Consider the following 16,695-nt stretch of genomic DNA (forward strand, 5'->3'; position numbering starts at 1 on the left):
AAATGTATTTTTAACGAAGTTTAGGATAACGCCTACAAACCATCCTTATTTACAGCTCGGACTTCAGGACAGCTGACAATAACATAATTCATATCGCTATCATATACGACAACCCTAGGCGCCACAGACTCCCCAACATAGGAGAAGTAGTATAGAGCCAAGGGGCCCTTACTAGACAAATCGCCCCACTCATAGTGTTCTATAGAGGCGTCAGATTCACAACCGCTTACCGACCATGAGGCAGAGGGATTCGTCTCAAAATCCACCTCAGTGGCGGCAGCCTCGCACAGGCAACCTGTAATGCGGAACACCGAATGGGAACTAGACGAAACTGCAGCCGAGGATTCTATCGGGATTTCAATATTAGAACTACTGCTAGAAAATTCAGCGGAACTACTGGTTAAATTATCCTGCAGGCTGGAAGAAGAGCGGACAAAGACAAGTTCCGAAACGGAGCTGCTTAAAGGCTCCTCTTCAGATGAAGAACTTTCCGTCTGGCAAGAATATTCCTCAAACTCGTCCGCCTTAAGGGTCGTTTCAGAACAAGCCACCAGCACCACGGAAACAGCCGCTATTCCATACCGCCACTTCATGCAACCCCTTACATCATCAAACTACACAAAGCAGGAGCACTCAGCCGAAGCGAAAGACTATAATCCCCCGTGGCTTTATCACAAGGCAAATCCACCGAATGAAAATACGAAACTTCGTATTCCTCGCCATCTACGACCATGATAGAATAGTCTCCGCCTTCGAAGCTACAGTAAAAATCGGCTCCAAAACTATCGGTACAACGTTCTTTCGGCGCCGTCATAAGCACGCTAAAATCTCCCGCCGGAAACTCCACCCTTTCATGTCCATCCATCTGATACTCAGCACCTTCAGTCACCTTCACGCCAGGACACAGTACTTCCATCTGGGTATTGTCGGAATTGTTGACCGTCAGCACGGGAGCATAACTAGTCCGAGGTTCATTAAAAGTCTTGGTATAGCTGACATCATCGCCAGCCGGCCTGCCATCCCAGGCATAAGTCAGGGAAGCCGCCTCGGTTCTGCAACCCGAAACAGACCAAGTCACTTCGGGAGTTTCTTGATAATTCACCACTTTAGCATCAGAATTACATGAGCATCCAGAAATCGGCACACCGTTCACATGAACGGGACATGCTACAGTCTGCACCTTATCGCCGATAGAAACGATCACATGAATCTTATGATTTCCACCGGAACTAAAGAGGACCTTACTGCTAGTTCTTCCATTTTCGGAATCTTCGGAAATTTCAAAATCACCATAATCCCATTCGTAAGTCGCCGTAGTCAAAAGAGCCGGATCTTCAATCAGGGAACCATCTGCCGTAAACTTGAAAGCAACAGAAGTTCCCTTACCAATGGTGGTACTGCCATCAACAGGGGCACAGACGCCCAAGACAGGCTCACTCATTCCATTTAATACAACCCTAGAAGAAGAACTGATATCGTCGATAGACAATACAGACGAAGAAGATTCCTCCTTAGCCGAATTGGATGATTTGGCCTTGCTACTGGAAGACGCCTTGGAATCGCTAGACTTTTTCACAGCGACTTCATCGCCCTCATCGCCAACCCATTTTCCATCTTCACACTGGTACGAAAAGGAAACCTTGTCAGGATTACTCATGATAATGATTTCCCCCTCGTTCTTGGACGTACAAGAATGAGACGTCAGTTCATCCAGGGAACTGACAAAATTTTTCTGATAATTTCCGTCAGAAAGATCTTCCGTAAAATCAGAACATCCCCATACGGCCAGTATAATCGGCAAAGCTACAAAACTTCTAGACATGGACCCTCCTGGTTTTAGTCAATTCTATACAGCGGGGTTTTCTACTTCTATAGTTAAAATATAATTACAAAAGCAATAGAAAACGTCTAACCGGATATAAAAAGACCGACTCCAGAGGAGCCGGTCTTTTTAAAACCAATTTATCTAAAATTAGTACATGCCCAACTTGCACTTAGCAGCAGAACCACCAGTAAAGTTTACGCAAACCATACTCGGAGCAGAATATTCCCCCTGAGTAAGAGCAGGTGTCATTTCCAAGGTCACGTTGCTTAAGGAGTATGAACCAGCCTTAGTTACAGTTTCCGTGCCATAAGTTAAAGTCATGGAGCAACTAGCTTCAGCATTAACAATGTCGCAAAGCATCTTCAGCGGAGGATTATGTCCCTGATTCCAGGTTCCCTTCACAACAATGCAAGCCTCATTAGGAACAGTGATATCTTCCGGTTCAACAGAAGTATCGGTAAACACAAGTTCGTATTCAGCGCCCTTGGTAGTCTTCACTGCGGGGCAAGTCACTTCAACCAGGGAATTGTCGTCACTCTTGACCACAAGCTTGGGAGCATAACCCAGCTGAGCTTCTGCAAAAGTCTTGGCAAAGGTTGTAGTACCTTCAGCATTATCCCAGTAGTAGCTGAGGGTATGACCAGCAGAAATACAACCGCCTGCAGTCCAAGCCACTTCCGGAGAAACAGTATAGTCAACAGTTTTTTCTGGTGTGGTACATTCGCAACCAGTGATGGGGTCACCATTAATATGCAGCGGGCAAGGAATAGTTTCAGATTCTCCACCTGCATAAATGGTCACGGAAACGTCTGCGTCACCGGACTCGGTAAAGGTGATGTTATCACTAGTCTTCTTGCCGTCGCCGGAACCATCGGGAGTACCACTGTTATAGTGCCATTCATAAGTGGCGCTAACAATAGCCATAGGATCAGGCAGGGCAGCACCATTAGGAGTCACCTTGAATCGAACAGATTCACCCTTGGTAATGGAGGTCTTGCCAGTTGATTCGGCACAGGTACCCAGACCAGTTATAGTGCTACCACCACCAGAGGTAGAGCTGGCGACAGGATCAGTTCCGGTATTGATAGTGGCAGAAGATACAGGGTTGCCACCAATCACACGGGAAGAAGAGGAAATGTCTACCAGAGGCTGATTGCCATTATTGGGAACTTCGCTAGCGGAAGATGTGGGAGCAACAACTTCCTGACCGCTAAGGTAAGGCACATAGGCTGCAGCGCATTCCGGGTCTGCCTGGCACTTTTCCTTGGAGACCTTGATAAGGCCAGAAACAACCATCGAGTCGTTTTCGGCATCGGTCTTAGAGGGGCTAACAAAGGTTGCGGAAATAACCTGATCATCAGAATCAGCTTCATAGATATTACCGCTACCGCAAGCCCAGAAGGTACCTACTGCAGCAGCAGACACAAGTCCAGCAATAATCTTCTTGTTCATAAATAAACCTCTTTCCTCTAAAAATACATTATTCTAAGTCAAAACGTTACAGGTTAAAGGGTGTTTTTACCCCTGATGATCCTCTTCTACAGAGATTTTACGCTGTCCCGTAATAAATTGGTGCACATATGGGTTACTGGTGTTCTTTATTTCGTCTACCGTACCCACTTCAATGATACGTCCATTGTAAAGCATGGCGATTCGGTCAGCCACCTTGAAGGCGCTCACCATGTCATGGGTCACCACCACGGAGGTCACACCAAGCTTGCTCTGCATATCCAGGATCAAGTCGTTAATCACGTCGCTGGTAATGGGGTCCAGACCGGTTGTGGGTTCATCGTACAGCAAGATTTCGGGATTCAGGGCAATGGCGCGGGCCAGGGCAACACGCTTGCGCATACCGCCAGAAAGTTCAGAAGGCATCTTGGTTCGGAATTCCGGTACCAGGTTGATCATCTGAAGTTTTTCGGTCACCACATCCTGAATCTGTTTTTCAGACAGTTCCGGATGATGTTCGCGAAGAGCGAAGGCAATGTTCTCACCGGTATCCATGGAGTCGAACAGGGCGCCCATCTGGAACAGCATGCCCATCTTGCGACGAATGGTATGGGTATCAAAAAATTTAGGCGTACTGATAGTCACACCGTCCACAGTCACTTCACCACCATCGGGCTGCAACAGACCGATCATGTGCTTCAGAATCACAGACTTACCACCACCGGACTTACCGATGATCACCATGGTCTCGCCACGGCGGATATCCAGGTTCACATCGCAAAGCACGTCCTGAGGTCCGAAGGACTTCTTAAGGCCCTTCAGGCGGATAGCGATATCGTTCGGGTCAATCTTCACATTGGGCATAATCTACCTGCTCTAGAAGAATAGGAATGCATCCAGGACAAAGTCAGCAATCAAGATCATAAGGCAACTGGACACAACAACGCTCATGGTCGCAAGACCCACACCTCGGGCGCCGGCCTTGGCATTAACGCCATGGTAGTAGCCCAACAAGAAGATGAGGGTTCCAAAAACAAAGGACTTCAACACACCAGACCAAAGATCCATAGGATCGAACAAGTACTGCATACCCGTCACATAGGTGTAAGTCGTAATATCCAGACCCAACACGCAAACAATCCAACCACCGATAATGGCCAGGGCATTAGAAATAATGGTCAGACAGGGAATCATGGTAAAGAAGGCCACAAAGCGAGGCAACGCCAGGTAACGGTACGGTTCCAGTCCGAGCACGGTGTACGCCGCCAGTTCTTCCTTTTCTTTCATGGAACCCAGTTCTGCGGCAATGGCGCTACCTACACGGCCAGAAAGCACAATAGCAGTAAGCAGGGGGCCCAGTTCGATAAGCACCATCTTACAGGCCGCAGTACCGACAAACTTATCGGCCACCAAATTGTGGAATTCGAACTTTGCACAAACCGTAGCCACCATGCCCGTAAATAGAGAGGTCACAAACAACAACGGAAGAGACGATACGCCAATGGAAATCATCTGCTTCGCAATAAGGTCAGGATTCTTGTGGATGTAACGGAGCTGCTTCAGCGTATTCAACAGAATGCAGACAACCTCACCGATATTGGAAATACCGGTTACGATGATTTCGCCAATCCAGGCAAAAGGACGAAGGAGCAGAGGCATCAGAAATTCTCCTTAAAAGTCCGCAAAGTCGGGAGCGCCGCCCCCCATATCGCCACCATCATCATAGACGTAGGCTCCACCATCACCACCTTCACCCATATCATCGGGTGCGGCATCGTAGAAGGTGGTATATTCGGGAATGAAAGTCATCCTGATATCCTTAACGGAACCGTTACGATGCTTGGCCACAATTAGTTCCGCCTGATTGCGGTCTTCTTCCTTATGGGTCTGCACGAACTTACGTTCCACGAACCACACCATGTCGGCATCCTGTTCGATAGAACCTGATTCACGAAGGTCAGAAAGCTGAGGACGTTCGCGACCCTTTTCTTCCACCTTACGGGAGAGCTGGGCCAAAGCAATCACGGGCACCTGCATTTCCTTGGCCAGGATTTTAAGACCACGGGAAATGGCGCCGATAGCCACGGCACGGTTTTCTTCCTTGCCAGTCTTCATCAACTGCAAGTAGTCGATAATCAAGAGATCCAGCTTGTTCTTGCGCTTGAGCTGGCGGGCCTTACTCATCAGTTCCATAATGCCAAGGTCAGCATTGTCGTCCACGTACAAAGGAGCCTGGCTAATGGGAGTCACAGCGGCAATAAGCTGGCGCTTTTCGTCGTTGGTCAAGTGGCCGTTACGAAGGCGGCTCTGGTCGATGCCAGCCTGGGAGCTCAGTAGACGCTGAGCCAACTGCACACCATCCATTTCTAGGCTGAAGAAGGCCACGTTCTGATTGAACTTGATGGCGGCGTTTGCGGCAATGGTCATGGCGAAAGAGGTCTTACCCACACCAGGACGGGCTGCCAGAATAATCAAGTCGGACTTCTGTAGACCGTTGGTCAGTTCATCCAGTTCGGTAATGCCGGTTCGAATGCCGGTAATGCCATCCTTACGGTTATTCAGACGTTCCAGGAGAGGCGTCATGAACTGGTTAATAGGCTTCAGGGAATCGCGGACCTGGTCATCGGCGATGGCAAACATATCGCGTTCGGCATCTTGCAGCACCTCGTCGGGAGCGGCAGCCGGATCCATGGCATTCCTGATAATGGTGGAACTCATATCGATGAGTTTACGCAAAGAAGCCTTCTTGCGGAGCAGCTCCATATGCCAGGAAGCGTTTGCCGAAGACGCCACCGATTCCATCAAATCGAACAGATACTCACGACCGCCCACCAAAGACAGCTTGCCCATGGTTTCCAGTTCAGAAGCCAAGGTCACCAGGTCAATAGGGGTAACGTTACGATTTAACGTACACAAGGCGGTCCATATCAGCTGATGTTTTTCCAGGTAGAAGTACCCTTCATCTTTAATAATCATGATGGCTTCGCCCATCACTTCAGGATCGCGCAAGATGCTGCCCAGCAGGCAACGTTCCGCATCCAGGTCCATAGGGACCTGACGGCCTTCAAACTTTCCAGAATCGGAGCCACGCTTCTTCGGCGTATATTCCGGTTCGCTGTAGTTCGGTTCCGAATAGCCCTGATCGAATTCCGGCTCAGGGAAGTTCTGTTCGTTATCAAATTCTGACATAATAATTTTCCATTTTGAAATATAAAATTTGAAAAGGCTCCCATTTTCAGGGAGCCGTTATTCATCGTATCAAAACGGTGTTTTTTTGAAAGGATCGCAATGCAATTCCTAGACTTTTGCCTTGAACAAACCACTGCGGGGAATGTGAATTTTCCAGGTGAGCCATTTCATCTGCTTATCGTTCACCATGGCGTAGGGGTCCACCAGGCTTACGGTTCTTACCCCTTCGAAGTCCTGAGCGGTACCAGCCAATTCGTCAAAATTCTTGTTCTTGCCCATGACCTTGTAGAACAGGGGCTGACCAAAGGTGACCATGATTTCAGGCTTGATAAAGGAAACTTCCTTGGCCAACATTTTCTTGAGGGCCGCGTCCAATAGGGGGGCCAGGGGGCGATCCGTAGACTTGAAGAAGTACGTGATGCCGATATCCGCTACATCATAGCCTAGGCTAACAAAAAGGCGTCCAAGCATTTCACCCACAGGAGTGGTCAAGAAATTCTCAGTAGTTTCGCCCTGCTTGGCAGCCTGCAAAAGGAACAGCAACTTGGGATTGGCAGGTCCGGCATAACGCAAGACCTGCGGTTCCTTGGCGTACAAGGCCTCGGACTTGATGGCTTCGTAAAAGTCGTTCAGGCTCAGCACTGATTCGTAAGCGGAAGCGGCTCTCTTGACGGTGCGAGGTGCCGGAGCGGGAACAGCAGCCTGTGCAGGGGCTGCAGGAATATCCCCAAAGAAACTGCCCGTAAGTCCGGTATTGTCGGGAATGGGCATATTTGGAATAGACAAGCCTTCCGAAGAGTCTTCCATGGATTCCTGAGAAGCGGGCCTTGCATTGGGGAATGTAGGCGGCAAGTTCCTGGGAACCGGACGGGGAGTCGCTGCGGGGGCTGGGGCGGCCTGGGGTCTGGGAATCGGCGGCAGGTTACGGCCTGCAGGACGGGCAACAGCCTTCTTCACGGGAGCCCAAGGTTCATCCATCAGCAAGTCTGCATCACCCAGGTCAATCTGGGCGGCCAGATAATTGCGTAGAGCGCTAAAATTGTATTCTTCAGACATGCTTACCCCTCAACTCGATTTTGGGTCAGACGGGACATACAGAAACTGACGATGGTCTCTGCCAGGGAAACCTTGCTGCCCATGGAAAGTTCCGGAATAGGCTTGTCGTGCTCCACCAGGGCAAAGCGCACGTTATCCTTTCCGAAGCCGCTATCCGAAGCCACAGGCGCATTCAGGAGGAGAGCATCGGCTCCGGACTTCTGGAATTTTTCGGCAGCATGTTCCTTGAAATGATCTGTTTCCAGGGCGAAACCGACAATCACCTGTCCCTGCTTTCGGGCAGCGGAACAGTCCCGCAAGATGTTGGGATTGGGAACCAGTTCGATAACCAGCTGACTGCGGCTATCCTTGATTTTTTCGTTAGCCGGATTGGCAGGGCGGTAATCAGCCACGGCCGCACAATGGACAAGGGCATCTACGTGGGGCTGGCGGGCAAGAACCGCGTCATGCATTTCACAAGCGCTCTTGACTCGGATCACCTTGACGCCACCGGGGAATTCAGCTTCCATGGGACCGGCCACAACTTCTACGTCAAAACCATTTGCCAGGAACACCGCAGACAAGGCGACAGCAGTCTTTCCGCTACTGCGATTAGAAATATAACGGACCGGATCGATAGCTTCTTCGGTTCGACCGGCAGTAATCAGAACTCGGCGAGTCGAGGCTTCAGGCGACAGGTTACAGGCACCAGGTAAGTCAAGTTTGGCAGACTCCTCAAGGAACTTCTGAGCGTCAGAAACCTGCAGTTGGGCCACAGACTTTTCGCACTCCGTTCGACGTTCCTCTCTCGCCTCCAAAAAATCCACAATCTGCGCGGGTTCCAGAAGCCTTCCCTGCCCCACTTCGCCGCAGGCCAAAAAGCCAGCGGGACTTTCCAGCACACAGGTATTTTCAAAATGACGAAGTGTTTCCAGATTGCGCTTGACCGCCGGCGAATTATACATAGCCACATTCATGGCAGGCGCCACAAAACGTTCGCAAGTGCAACTCATAAAGCAAAGGCTTACAGGATCATCGGCAATGCCGTAGGCGAACTTACCGATTACATTGGCCGTGGCGGGGACCACCAGGTAAATGTCGGCCCATCGGGGGAAATCAATATGCTGGAAAGGACGAGCCTCCACCGCCCCGTTCTTCAAATATACGGGACACTTGGAAAGGCTAGCAAAAGTCAAAGGCGCCACAAACTGAGTTGCAGCCTCCGTCATGCAGACGCGCACCTCGGCCCCCTTCTTTTGCAACAGTCGCAAAAGTTCGCAGGACTTGTAGGCGGCAATCCCGCCAGAAACACCAAGTAGAATTTTCTTTCCAGCTAAATCCATGTCCTAAATTGTAGAAAAATTAAAACTTAAATCCTGCAGAAAATCTAACAACATCAGGTCGAATTTAAATGCAAAAGGACCGTTTCGGGCATAAATGGGCTCCAAACCGAGCGATCATGTTTATTTGGAGTCCATAATTTAGAACAAATTAACGCAAAAAGTCAATTATCCCCATTAATTTTTCTAACAGATGGGCTCCAAATTTCCCCAAATACGCTAAATGGAGTCCATATTGACCTTAATCGCACTCTCGCATATACAAACAACGTAAATATATGGACTCCAAACCATATTTTTTCCCGCAATTGGAGTCCAAATTTTCACCAAATCAAAAAAAGAAACCCCGCGGCGTTAACCACGGGATTCCTCAAGCTATGTGTTTTGAGAAATGAGGCATGAGTCTTGAGTCACCTCAAAGCAAGCCGAAGGCTTGCGACCTCATACCTCACAGCCCTTCGCTATTAAGCTTCCTTCTTAGCGGACTTCTTAGCCTTGGGAGCTGCGTCACCGATAGTGGTGCCGTTTTCGCCCGGCTTATGAGAGTCCATCCAAGCCTTCAGTTCAGCAGATTCACGGCTCTTGAAGTAGTCGACAACAGAGAGGTAAATCTTGCGGTTGTTCTGATCGATTTCAGTAACAACAGCCGGAACTTCGTCACCAACCTTGAATGCATCGGCAGGAACCTTGATGTATTCAGCAGTCAGCTTGGAAACGGGGATGAAGCCTTCGATGCCTTCGCCCAGTTCAACAACAACACCGCGGTCCAGCATGCGAACGATCTTGCCGTTCACTTCTGCGTTAACCGGATAAGAAGCATCGATGGAATCCCACGGATCTTCGGTGAGGTGCTTCATGGACAGAGAAATGCGGCGCTTTTCCTTATCGACAGCGAGAACGACGCATTCGACCTTGTCACCCTTCTTGACCATTTCGTTCGGATGGGTGATCTTCTTGGTCCAGGACATGTCAGAAACGTGGATGAGGCCATCAACACCTTCCTTGATTTCGACGAAAGCGCCGAAGGAAGCGATGTTGCGGATTTCACCAACCACGCGTGCGCCCGGGGGAAGTTCGGTTTCGATGGTATCCCACGGATCGGATTCCAGCTGCTTCATGCCGAGAGAGATACGTTCTGCATCTTCTTCAACCTTGAGAACGACAGCTTCGACTTCCTGACCGACGGTGAGGATCTTGGACGGGTGCTTGACGTGCTGAGTCCAGGACATTTCAGAAACATGGATGAGGCCTTCAACGCCGGAATCCAGTTCAATGAATGCACCGTAATCGGTGATGGAAACAACCTTACCCTTAACGATAGCGCCTTCGGGGTAACGTTCAGCGATATCCTTCCAGGGATGCGGCTTAAGCTGCTTCATGCCGAGAGAGATACGTTCCTTCTTGTCGTTGAAGTCGAGCACCATGACTTCCACTTCCTGGCCGAGCTGGACCATTTCGGTGGGGTGGTTGATGCGCTTGTAGCTCATGTCGGTGATGTGGAGGAGGCCATCTACGCCGCCGAGGTCAATGAATGCACCGAAGTCGGTGATGTTCTTGACGATACCCTTGCGAACCTGGTTCTTTTCGAGGGTTTCGAGAACGTCGCCACGCTGCTTGTTGCGTTCTTCTTCGAGAACAACACGGCGGGAAACGACGATGTTACGGCGAGCCTTGTTAACCTTGATAACCTTGAGGTCGAAGTCCTGACCGATGAGGGCATTGATGTCCGGAATCTGGCGGAGATCGATCTGGGAACCCGGGAGGAATGCATCGATACCGAACAGGTCGACAACAACGCCGCCCTTGATGCGCTTGGTGAGGGTACCCTTGACCACTTCGTTGTTTTCGAATGCAGCATGGATGCGATCCCATACGCGAACGAAGTCAGCCTTCTGCTTGGAGAGGATGAGACGGCCGTCTTCATCTTCAAGCTTTTCTACGAAAACTTCAATTTCAGAACCGATTTCCAGGGAGTCAGAGTCCTTGAATTCACCGCGTTCGATAACGCCTTCGGACTTGTAGTTCACGTCGATGAGAACTTCCTGATCGTTGACCTGAGAGATCTTACCGGTAACGAGCTTGCCCTGTTCGAGGCAGTCCATACCAGCGTAGATGTCAGCGTTAGCCTTGCGGAAGTCAGCAGTGCAAGAAGCCTGTGCAGCAAGGATTTCGTCGAGGTCAGCCTGAGAACCGAATTTGATTGTGTTTGCCATATTAGTTTGTTTTTGGTTGCGGTTAAAAAAATTCAAGCTACGCCACTACACCTACGTAGTCGAGAATTTTTTGAACCTGTTGTTCAATTGAGGTTTGTGTAGTGTCAATTTCAATAGCGTCGTCGGCCTTCTTGAGAGGGGCCGTAGCTCTAGAGGAATCCAGACGGTCACGTTCGACCAGGTTCTCCAGAACTTCCTCATAGGTCACCTTTTCTCCGCGTTCAAGGAGTTCCTTGAGGCGTCGTTCGGCGCGAACCTTCACGTCGGTGACGAGGAAAAACTTGTACTTGGCATTGGGGAAAACCACGGTACCGATGTCGCGGCCATCCAGGATGCAACTGGAAACGGCACCGATCTCGCGCTGCTTGTCGGTCATGGCGCGGCGGACAGACGGCAGGGCGCAGTAGATGCTCACGTTAGAAGAAACGCGCATACCGCGGATGTCGGATTCGTAAGACACGCCGTCGATGAGGATGTGGTTTTCGGAGTCAAAGCTAAGCTTTAAATTCTTGAGGAGTTCATCCATGGCAGGACCTTCCTCGGCAGGAAGTCCCTTCTCGAGGGCGGCGAAAGTCACAGCGCGGTACATAGCCCCTGTATCCAGGTAGGTAATGCCCAGCTTCTTGGCAATCAGCTTTGCAGTGGTGCTCTTACCGGTACCGCTGCCACCATCAAGTGCAATAACAAAGTTTTCGGATGTACTCATGAGTGGCGCGTAATTTAGAAAAAATAAAAAGGGGCTTCAAGTAGAGCCCGCTAACCGATCTATAAAAAAAGGGGAATAAAACGTCCTTTTAGTACGGCAAATCATAATAATAGAACGTGACATAGCCATCATCGCCCCAATATGCCATCAATTCCCCGCTCTTATAGACATCAAGGCGGTCTTCATCCTCATAAAAACTGTAATAACCGCCAAAGTCATCGTCGTAACCGCGGCCATATTCACTAGGCTTATAATAGTAGTACGTCCCATCCAGATTCAAGGTTGCAAAATCATCGGAATCGATCCGGAGCCTCACCTTGAACGAAGGGCTGATGGATTCCAGGCGGCCGCAGTCATAGGCGCCAATGGCATCGTACCTGCAGGTCTCGGAATAGTAATAGTAAAAGCTCTTGTTGAACTGATATCCGTTTGCCGCCGGGTCCCCCGCAGTCAAGTCACCACACCCCACCAGGAGCAGGGTCAACAGCGCCAACGGGCAAACAAGTGTTTTAAACAGTTTGACTTTCATCATCCGATAAAATAGAAAGTTCATCAAACCACAGACATACCCCACGCCTTCTTTTACTAACCAAAACTCATTTTTCGCGCATTTGGAAGGTAGTTCCATTACACCCTACGAACCAATCCATCCTAAAAAAGCCAAATGGTTAGTAAAAAATTAATTTATCCACACTCCCTTTTCCCCATTTCCAAGGATCTTTACTAACCCAAAGCCATCTTACTGTCCATTTGGTCAGTAGCGATACCACCTCCACTCCAAAGCACCCTGTGATTTTTCACATTTTTACTAACCAAATCGGCCACCACCCCTATTTAGTTAGTAAACCCGCCATCAGCCACTCATAAAAAAAAGCGAGCCGAAGCCCGCTTCTTAAATTCGTTGCATTCCAATTACGGATTGTCGTAGTCGCCGTTGTAGATTTGTTCTTCAGCGGCCTGGGTATTCTCGTCAGAGAATTCCTCGGGAGCCTGCAGATCACGGGTGCTACCGTACTTGCGCTTTTCTTCTTCAGTCAGCTTGTTGGAATAGACAATTTCTTCCTGTTCCTGATTAGCAGCTTCTTCTTCTTCCTGCATAATCTTCTGACCCTGTTCGAGGCGGCGCTTGATGCGTTCGTCTTCCATCTGCTTCAAGTTGGTACCGACTTTGGCCTGTTCTGCAGACATGACGTTACGTTCGTTGGCTTCGTCCATGGCATCCTTGATACCTACCAGACGACCCTTGGAGTCCACTTCCAGACCGGCGCGGCGGAGGGTGGAAAGGGGCAGACGACGTGCGGCGACCTTGTAGTCTTCCTTAAATTCGTAGCCGTCAGAGGTTGCGATAGCATCGGCTTCATCCGGAGTCACATACTCCAGAGCTTCCTGCCAACGGGAACCCTGCACACAAGAAGTAAATGCAACCAGTGCGTTATCCAAGGCTTCAGGATCGTCAGCCTTAGTTCCGCTACAGGCAGACAGAACCATAGCAGCCAAAGCTGCAAAGCACACCAGAATTTTTTTCATAGGACATTCCTCCGAAAAAATTTAAAAATCCCGCCTAAATATACACACTTTTACGAAATATTTGCAAATTTCAAAAAAATTTTTACGCATCTCTTTGCTACATTGGCATTCACCATGACAGAAAGCGCAGACATCTACCGTATAAACAAGGAAAACACCCAAGGCACCCCCAGGGAAATCATCCTTATCGGCACAGCCCACATTTCCCAGGCCTCCAAGGACCTCGTCCGCGAGACCATCGAGGCCGAAAAACCGGATACCGTCTGCGTTGAACTGGATGACGGCCGTCTCAAGTCTATCAAGGACCCCGACCGCTGGAAAACGATGGACCTGCGACAGGTCATCAAGAACAAGCAATTAGGCACCCTTATCGCCAACCTGGTGCTGGGCTCCTATCAGAAGCGCATGGGCGCACAGACTGGCGTCAAGCCCGGCTCCGAACTGAAAGAAGCCGTTGACGTGGCCGAAAACGCCGGACACGAGCTGGTCTTGGCAGACCGCGACATCAAGATTACCCTCCGCCGCACCTGGGCCTGCACCCCCTGGTATCGCAAGCTCAGCCTTTTGGGCGGTCTTTTCGCCAGCATTTTCGACAAGACCGAAGTCAGCGAAGAGGAACTGGCAAAGATCAAGGAACAGGACGCCCTGAACGGAATGATGCAGGAATTCGGCAAGTCCTTCCCCGAAGTGAAGCAGGTCCTCATCGACGAACGCGACCAGTTCCTGGCCAGCAAGATCAAGAACGCCCCCGGCAACAAGATTGTCGCTGTAGTCGGCGCAGGCCATATGCGCGGCATCGCAAGCATCATCGAAGAAGACAAGGAACTCCCCAGCGAAGAATCCATCAGTGTCATCCCCAAGAGCGCACCCATCTGGAAAATTATCGGCTGGGCCATTCCCATCGCCATCATTGCAAGCATTATCGCCGTGGGTATTCACGCCGGAGCCGCCAAGGCTGGAGAACTGAGCCTCCAGTGGGCCATGCTGACCGGCGGTGGAGCCATGCTGGGAACCATTATCGCCGGAGGTCACCCTCTGACCATTTTGGTGGCCCTGATAACAGCCCCCTTCACAGGCCTTACGCCCCTCATTGGCGTTGGATTCTTTACCGCCCTTACCCAGGTCTACATGCGTCCGCCCCGCGTGGCCGAAATGGAAACCCTTACCGACGACATCTGGCAGGTCAAGCGCTGGTGGAAGAACCGTGTGACCCGAGTGATCCTCTGCTTCCTGTGCCCGGGCCTCCCCGCTATCGTGGGCAAGATCCTGGCAATTTTCAATATTTACCAGGCTCTGTAAAAAAAACAAATTTAGGCCGAATCTCATTTTTTAGAAGCCTCCGCAAGCACGGGGGCTTTTCTGTTATACAGGAACGTTCAAAAACACGGTATTCAACAAATTTTGAGAACACAAAATTAAACTTTCAAAACATTTGTTTAAATTTTGTGTAAAATTTAAACAAATATTCACCATCACCTATTGACACGCCTTAATTCCAGGATTAAATTATAAGAAAGATTTTGAGAACATTAAACTTTAAGTAAAAACGATTGTCTCAAAATCAAGGTGTTATAAAAAGGGATGTGGGTATGAATTCCAAAATTTTCACAGCAATGGCCTTTGGCCTCGCCACCGTCGCAACGGCAGTTACTTCTCCGGACTTTCCTATGACCGGCTTCGCCACCCAGAACGGCGGCACCACCGGCGGCAAGGGCTACGGCGAAGTTACCGTCAGCACCACCAGTGAATTGGCCAATTACGCCAAGGCGGGAAACAAGATTATCTATGTAAAGCCGGGTACTTACGCAGGCCCCATCAACGTGGGTAGCAACGTAACCATCTACGGTTACCAGGGCGCAGTCATCACCCAACCCACCACCGGCAGCGCCATGAAGCTTAGCGGATCCAAGAACGTCATTATCCGCAACCTGAAATTCCAGGGCATCGGCGCCCACGACGATGACGACGAAGATTGCCTCCAGGTGAATCACGAATCCAAGAACGTCTGGATTGACCACGTCGACATTTATGACGGTCACGACGGCAACCTGGACATCACCAACGCTTCTGACTACGTGACCATTTCCTGGACCAAGTTCAGCTACACCAGCAAGAGCACAGGCCACCAGTTCAGCAACCTCATTGGCAACAGCAAGACAAAGACTTCCGACCGTGGCCATCTCAATGTCACTTTCCATCACACCTGGTGGGCAGACGGCGTTGTAGAACGTATGCCCCGCGTACGCTTCGGCAAGGTTCACGTAGCCAACAACCTATTCGACAGCAAGAACACCAGCTACTGCGTTCGCGCCGCTGTTGAAGCCGACATTCGCATCGAAAACAACGTGTTCTTGAACGTACAGAAGGCTCTAGACTTGTACACCAGCGATGGCACCATCACAGCAGCCCAAATGATCAACAACTATGAAGAAAACGTGAAGAAGAAGCAAGCTGGCACCGGCACCGCATTCAAACCCAGCTATTCCATGAGCCTTACGGACGTAAGTACCCAAGCCAAAGCTTACGCCCTCCGCGATTCCATTAAACAGTATGCAGGCGCCACCTTGCCTAACCCAGGAAGCAGCGGAACCGTCACTCCGGCAAGTTCATCCTCCGAAGTTCAAATCAGTTCTTCAACCACCGCCACCAACTCTTCCAGCTCCCGCAATGACATCTCCAGCAGTTCCGTAGCCGTCTCTGGCGAAGCAAGCCTTACAAAACACGGCACAGGCAACTCCAGCCAGACCGTCGCCGCCGGCAGCGCCATCGATGAATTCTACTACACCATTGCAGGCGCCACCGGCGCAACCGTCACCGGATTGCCCGAGGGCGTCAGCGGAACATTGAAGGGTTCCGACTTCTACATTTCGGGAACCGTTTCTGCAAACGCAGCCGCAGGTAGTTACAAGTACACCATCACCACCACAGGCGGCAACTCCACCGCAACGAAGAGCGGAACAATCACCGTTACTGCAGGAACAGAAAGCGGCAAGACCGACGAAAACGGAAAAGACGAAAACAACAAGAATCCGGAAAGTTCCAGCAGCGTAACCAAAGAAGATTCATCCAGCAGCGAGCCCGTCGAAGATTTCTCCAGCAGCGAGCAGGATGCAGAACCGACTAGCAGTTCCGCAGAAAGTCAAACCCAGGCCATCGCAGCCACCACAAACTTCAAACACACCATCACTACAAATGGTCACGCCGTCACCATCGAAGGCGCCAAGGGCAAGTCATTCGCCATCTTCGATATGCAAGGCCGCCCACTAAAAGTCGGCATGATTAACAGCGAACGGATCGTAACCGACATTCCCAATTCTGGAAGATACATGGTCCGTATAAATCGCGTTAACCACATTATCTCCATTCGTTAGAATTCTTCCACCAATAAAAAAGCTCCGTTCAGAATCGAAC

General features: G+C 50.2%; 14 protein-coding genes. 2 read left to right on the forward strand and 12 right to left on the reverse strand.

The genetic code is table 11. The features are described from left to right. Positions 1–32: 32 nt before the first annotated feature. The 12 genes from MMG03_RS04770 to MMG03_RS04825 all read right to left on the reverse strand — a co-directional run bounded on the left by MMG03_RS04770 (position 33) and on the right by MMG03_RS04825 (position 13,284). A complete protein-coding gene (locus MMG03_RS04770; protein ID WP_101479631.1) occupies positions 33–593 on the reverse strand; it encodes a hypothetical protein in 561 nt (186 codons plus the stop codon). An 8-nt stretch (positions 594–601) separates the two neighbouring features. Next, positions 602–1,822, reverse strand: a complete 1,221-nt coding sequence (locus tag MMG03_RS04775; protein WP_249505758.1) for a hypothetical protein — start codon at positions 1,820–1,822, stop codon at positions 602–604. Positions 1,823–1,972: 150 nt separating this feature from the next. Continuing rightward, positions 1,973–3,277 carry a hypothetical protein gene (locus tag MMG03_RS04780; RefSeq protein ID WP_249505759.1) on the reverse strand — a complete coding sequence of 435 codons (1,305 nt, stop codon included), beginning with the start codon at positions 3,275–3,277 and terminating at the stop codon, positions 1,973–1,975. Between the two features lie 66 nt (positions 3,278–3,343). Next, entirely contained in the window at positions 3,344–4,138 is a 795-nt protein-coding gene (locus MMG03_RS04785; RefSeq protein WP_073157190.1) for an ABC transporter ATP-binding protein, read from the reverse strand. Positions 4,139–4,150: 12 nt separating this feature from the next. Beyond that, the gene (locus MMG03_RS04790; RefSeq protein WP_073157193.1) at positions 4,151–4,933 is read right to left on the reverse strand and encodes an ABC transporter permease; all 783 of its coding nucleotides are present in this window, start codon (positions 4,931–4,933) and stop codon (positions 4,151–4,153) included. A gap of 12 nt (positions 4,934–4,945) precedes the next feature. After that, positions 4,946–6,463: a replicative DNA helicase gene (dnaB, locus tag MMG03_RS04795; protein ID WP_083539636.1), complete on the reverse strand. Its 1,518-nt coding sequence runs from the start codon at positions 6,461–6,463 to the stop codon at positions 4,946–4,948. Positions 6,464–6,571: 108 nt separating this feature from the next. Beyond that, a complete protein-coding gene (locus MMG03_RS04800; protein WP_249505760.1) occupies positions 6,572–7,519 on the reverse strand; it encodes a hypothetical protein in 948 nt (315 codons plus the stop codon). A gap of 2 nt (positions 7,520–7,521) precedes the next feature. Continuing rightward, complete coding sequence (locus MMG03_RS04805; protein ID WP_249505761.1) at positions 7,522–8,841, reverse strand: phosphopantothenate--cysteine ligase family flavoprotein; 1,320 nt, start codon at positions 8,839–8,841, stop codon at positions 7,522–7,524. 461 nt (positions 8,842–9,302) lie between these two features. Beyond that, entirely contained in the window at positions 9,303–11,051 is a 1,749-nt protein-coding gene (gene rpsA, locus MMG03_RS04810; protein ID WP_073157201.1) for a 30S ribosomal protein S1, read from the reverse strand. Positions 11,052–11,088: 37 nt separating this feature from the next. Beyond that, positions 11,089–11,757, reverse strand: coding sequence for a (d)CMP kinase (cmk, locus tag MMG03_RS04815; RefSeq protein ID WP_073157203.1), 669 nt, complete (start codon positions 11,755–11,757; stop codon positions 11,089–11,091). A gap of 88 nt (positions 11,758–11,845) precedes the next feature. Beyond that, on the reverse strand, positions 11,846–12,289 hold the full coding sequence (locus MMG03_RS04820) for a hypothetical protein (RefSeq protein WP_249505762.1): 444 nt from the start codon (positions 12,287–12,289) through the stop codon (positions 11,846–11,848). A gap of 380 nt (positions 12,290–12,669) precedes the next feature. Continuing rightward, positions 12,670–13,284 carry a hypothetical protein gene (locus MMG03_RS04825; protein WP_073157207.1) on the reverse strand — a complete coding sequence of 205 codons (615 nt, stop codon included), beginning with the start codon at positions 13,282–13,284 and terminating at the stop codon, positions 12,670–12,672. A gap of 114 nt (positions 13,285–13,398) precedes the next feature. On the opposite strand from MMG03_RS04825, the gene MMG03_RS04830 reads away from it, so the two are divergent. Both MMG03_RS04830 and MMG03_RS04835 read left to right on the forward strand, forming a co-directional pair. Further along, a complete protein-coding gene (locus MMG03_RS04830) occupies positions 13,399–14,583 on the forward strand; it encodes a TraB/GumN family protein (protein WP_073157417.1) in 1,185 nt (394 codons plus the stop codon). Positions 14,584–14,873: 290 nt separating this feature from the next. Then, positions 14,874–16,655: a polysaccharide lyase family 1 protein gene (locus tag MMG03_RS04835; protein ID WP_249505763.1), complete on the forward strand. Its 1,782-nt coding sequence runs from the start codon at positions 14,874–14,876 to the stop codon at positions 16,653–16,655. The last annotated feature ends 40 nt before the right edge of the window (positions 16,656–16,695 follow it).

The sequence above is a fragment of the Fibrobacter sp. HC4 genome, from assembly GCF_023373925.1.
In the GTDB taxonomy this organism is placed as follows: Bacteria; Fibrobacterota; Fibrobacteria; order Fibrobacterales; family Fibrobacteraceae; genus Fibrobacter.

What these genes read in the sequence shown, in the direction of transcription:
- MMG03_RS04770 (WP_101479631.1), bottom strand. Translation starts at nt 593, where the DNA reads ATGAAGTGGCGGTATGGAATAGCGGCTGTTTCCGTGGTGCTGGTGGCT.
- MMG03_RS04775 (WP_249505758.1), bottom strand. Translation starts at nt 1,822, where the DNA reads ATGTCTAGAAGTTTTGTAGCTTTGCCGATTATACTGGCCGTATGGGGA.
- MMG03_RS04780 (WP_249505759.1), bottom strand. Translation starts at nt 3,277, where the DNA reads ATGAACAAGAAGATTATTGCTGGACTTGTGTCTGCTGCTGCAGTAGGT.
- MMG03_RS04785 (WP_073157190.1), bottom strand. Translation starts at nt 4,138, where the DNA reads ATGCCCAATGTGAAGATTGACCCGAACGATATCGCTATCCGCCTGAAG.
- MMG03_RS04790 (WP_073157193.1), bottom strand. Translation starts at nt 4,933, where the DNA reads ATGCCTCTGCTCCTTCGTCCTTTTGCCTGGATTGGCGAAATCATCGTA.
- dnaB (WP_083539636.1), bottom strand. Translation starts at nt 6,463, where the DNA reads ATGTCAGAATTTGATAACGAACAGAACTTCCCTGAGCCGGAATTCGAT.
- MMG03_RS04800 (WP_249505760.1), bottom strand. Translation starts at nt 7,519, where the DNA reads ATGTCTGAAGAATACAATTTTAGCGCTCTACGCAATTATCTGGCCGCC.
- MMG03_RS04805 (WP_249505761.1), bottom strand. Translation starts at nt 8,841, where the DNA reads ATGGATTTAGCTGGAAAGAAAATTCTACTTGGTGTTTCTGGCGGGATT.
- rpsA (WP_073157201.1), bottom strand. Translation starts at nt 11,051, where the DNA reads ATGGCAAACACAATCAAATTCGGTTCTCAGGCTGACCTCGACGAAATC.
- cmk (WP_073157203.1), bottom strand. Translation starts at nt 11,757, where the DNA reads ATGAGTACATCCGAAAACTTTGTTATTGCACTTGATGGTGGCAGCGGT.
- MMG03_RS04820 (WP_249505762.1), bottom strand. Translation starts at nt 12,289, where the DNA reads ATGATGAAAGTCAAACTGTTTAAAACACTTGTTTGCCCGTTGGCGCTG.
- MMG03_RS04825 (WP_073157207.1), bottom strand. Translation starts at nt 13,284, where the DNA reads ATGAAAAAAATTCTGGTGTGCTTTGCAGCTTTGGCTGCTATGGTTCTG.
- MMG03_RS04830 (WP_073157417.1), top strand. Translation starts at nt 13,399, where the DNA reads ATGACAGAAAGCGCAGACATCTACCGTATAAACAAGGAAAACACCCAA.
- MMG03_RS04835 (WP_249505763.1), top strand. Translation starts at nt 14,874, where the DNA reads ATGAATTCCAAAATTTTCACAGCAATGGCCTTTGGCCTCGCCACCGTC.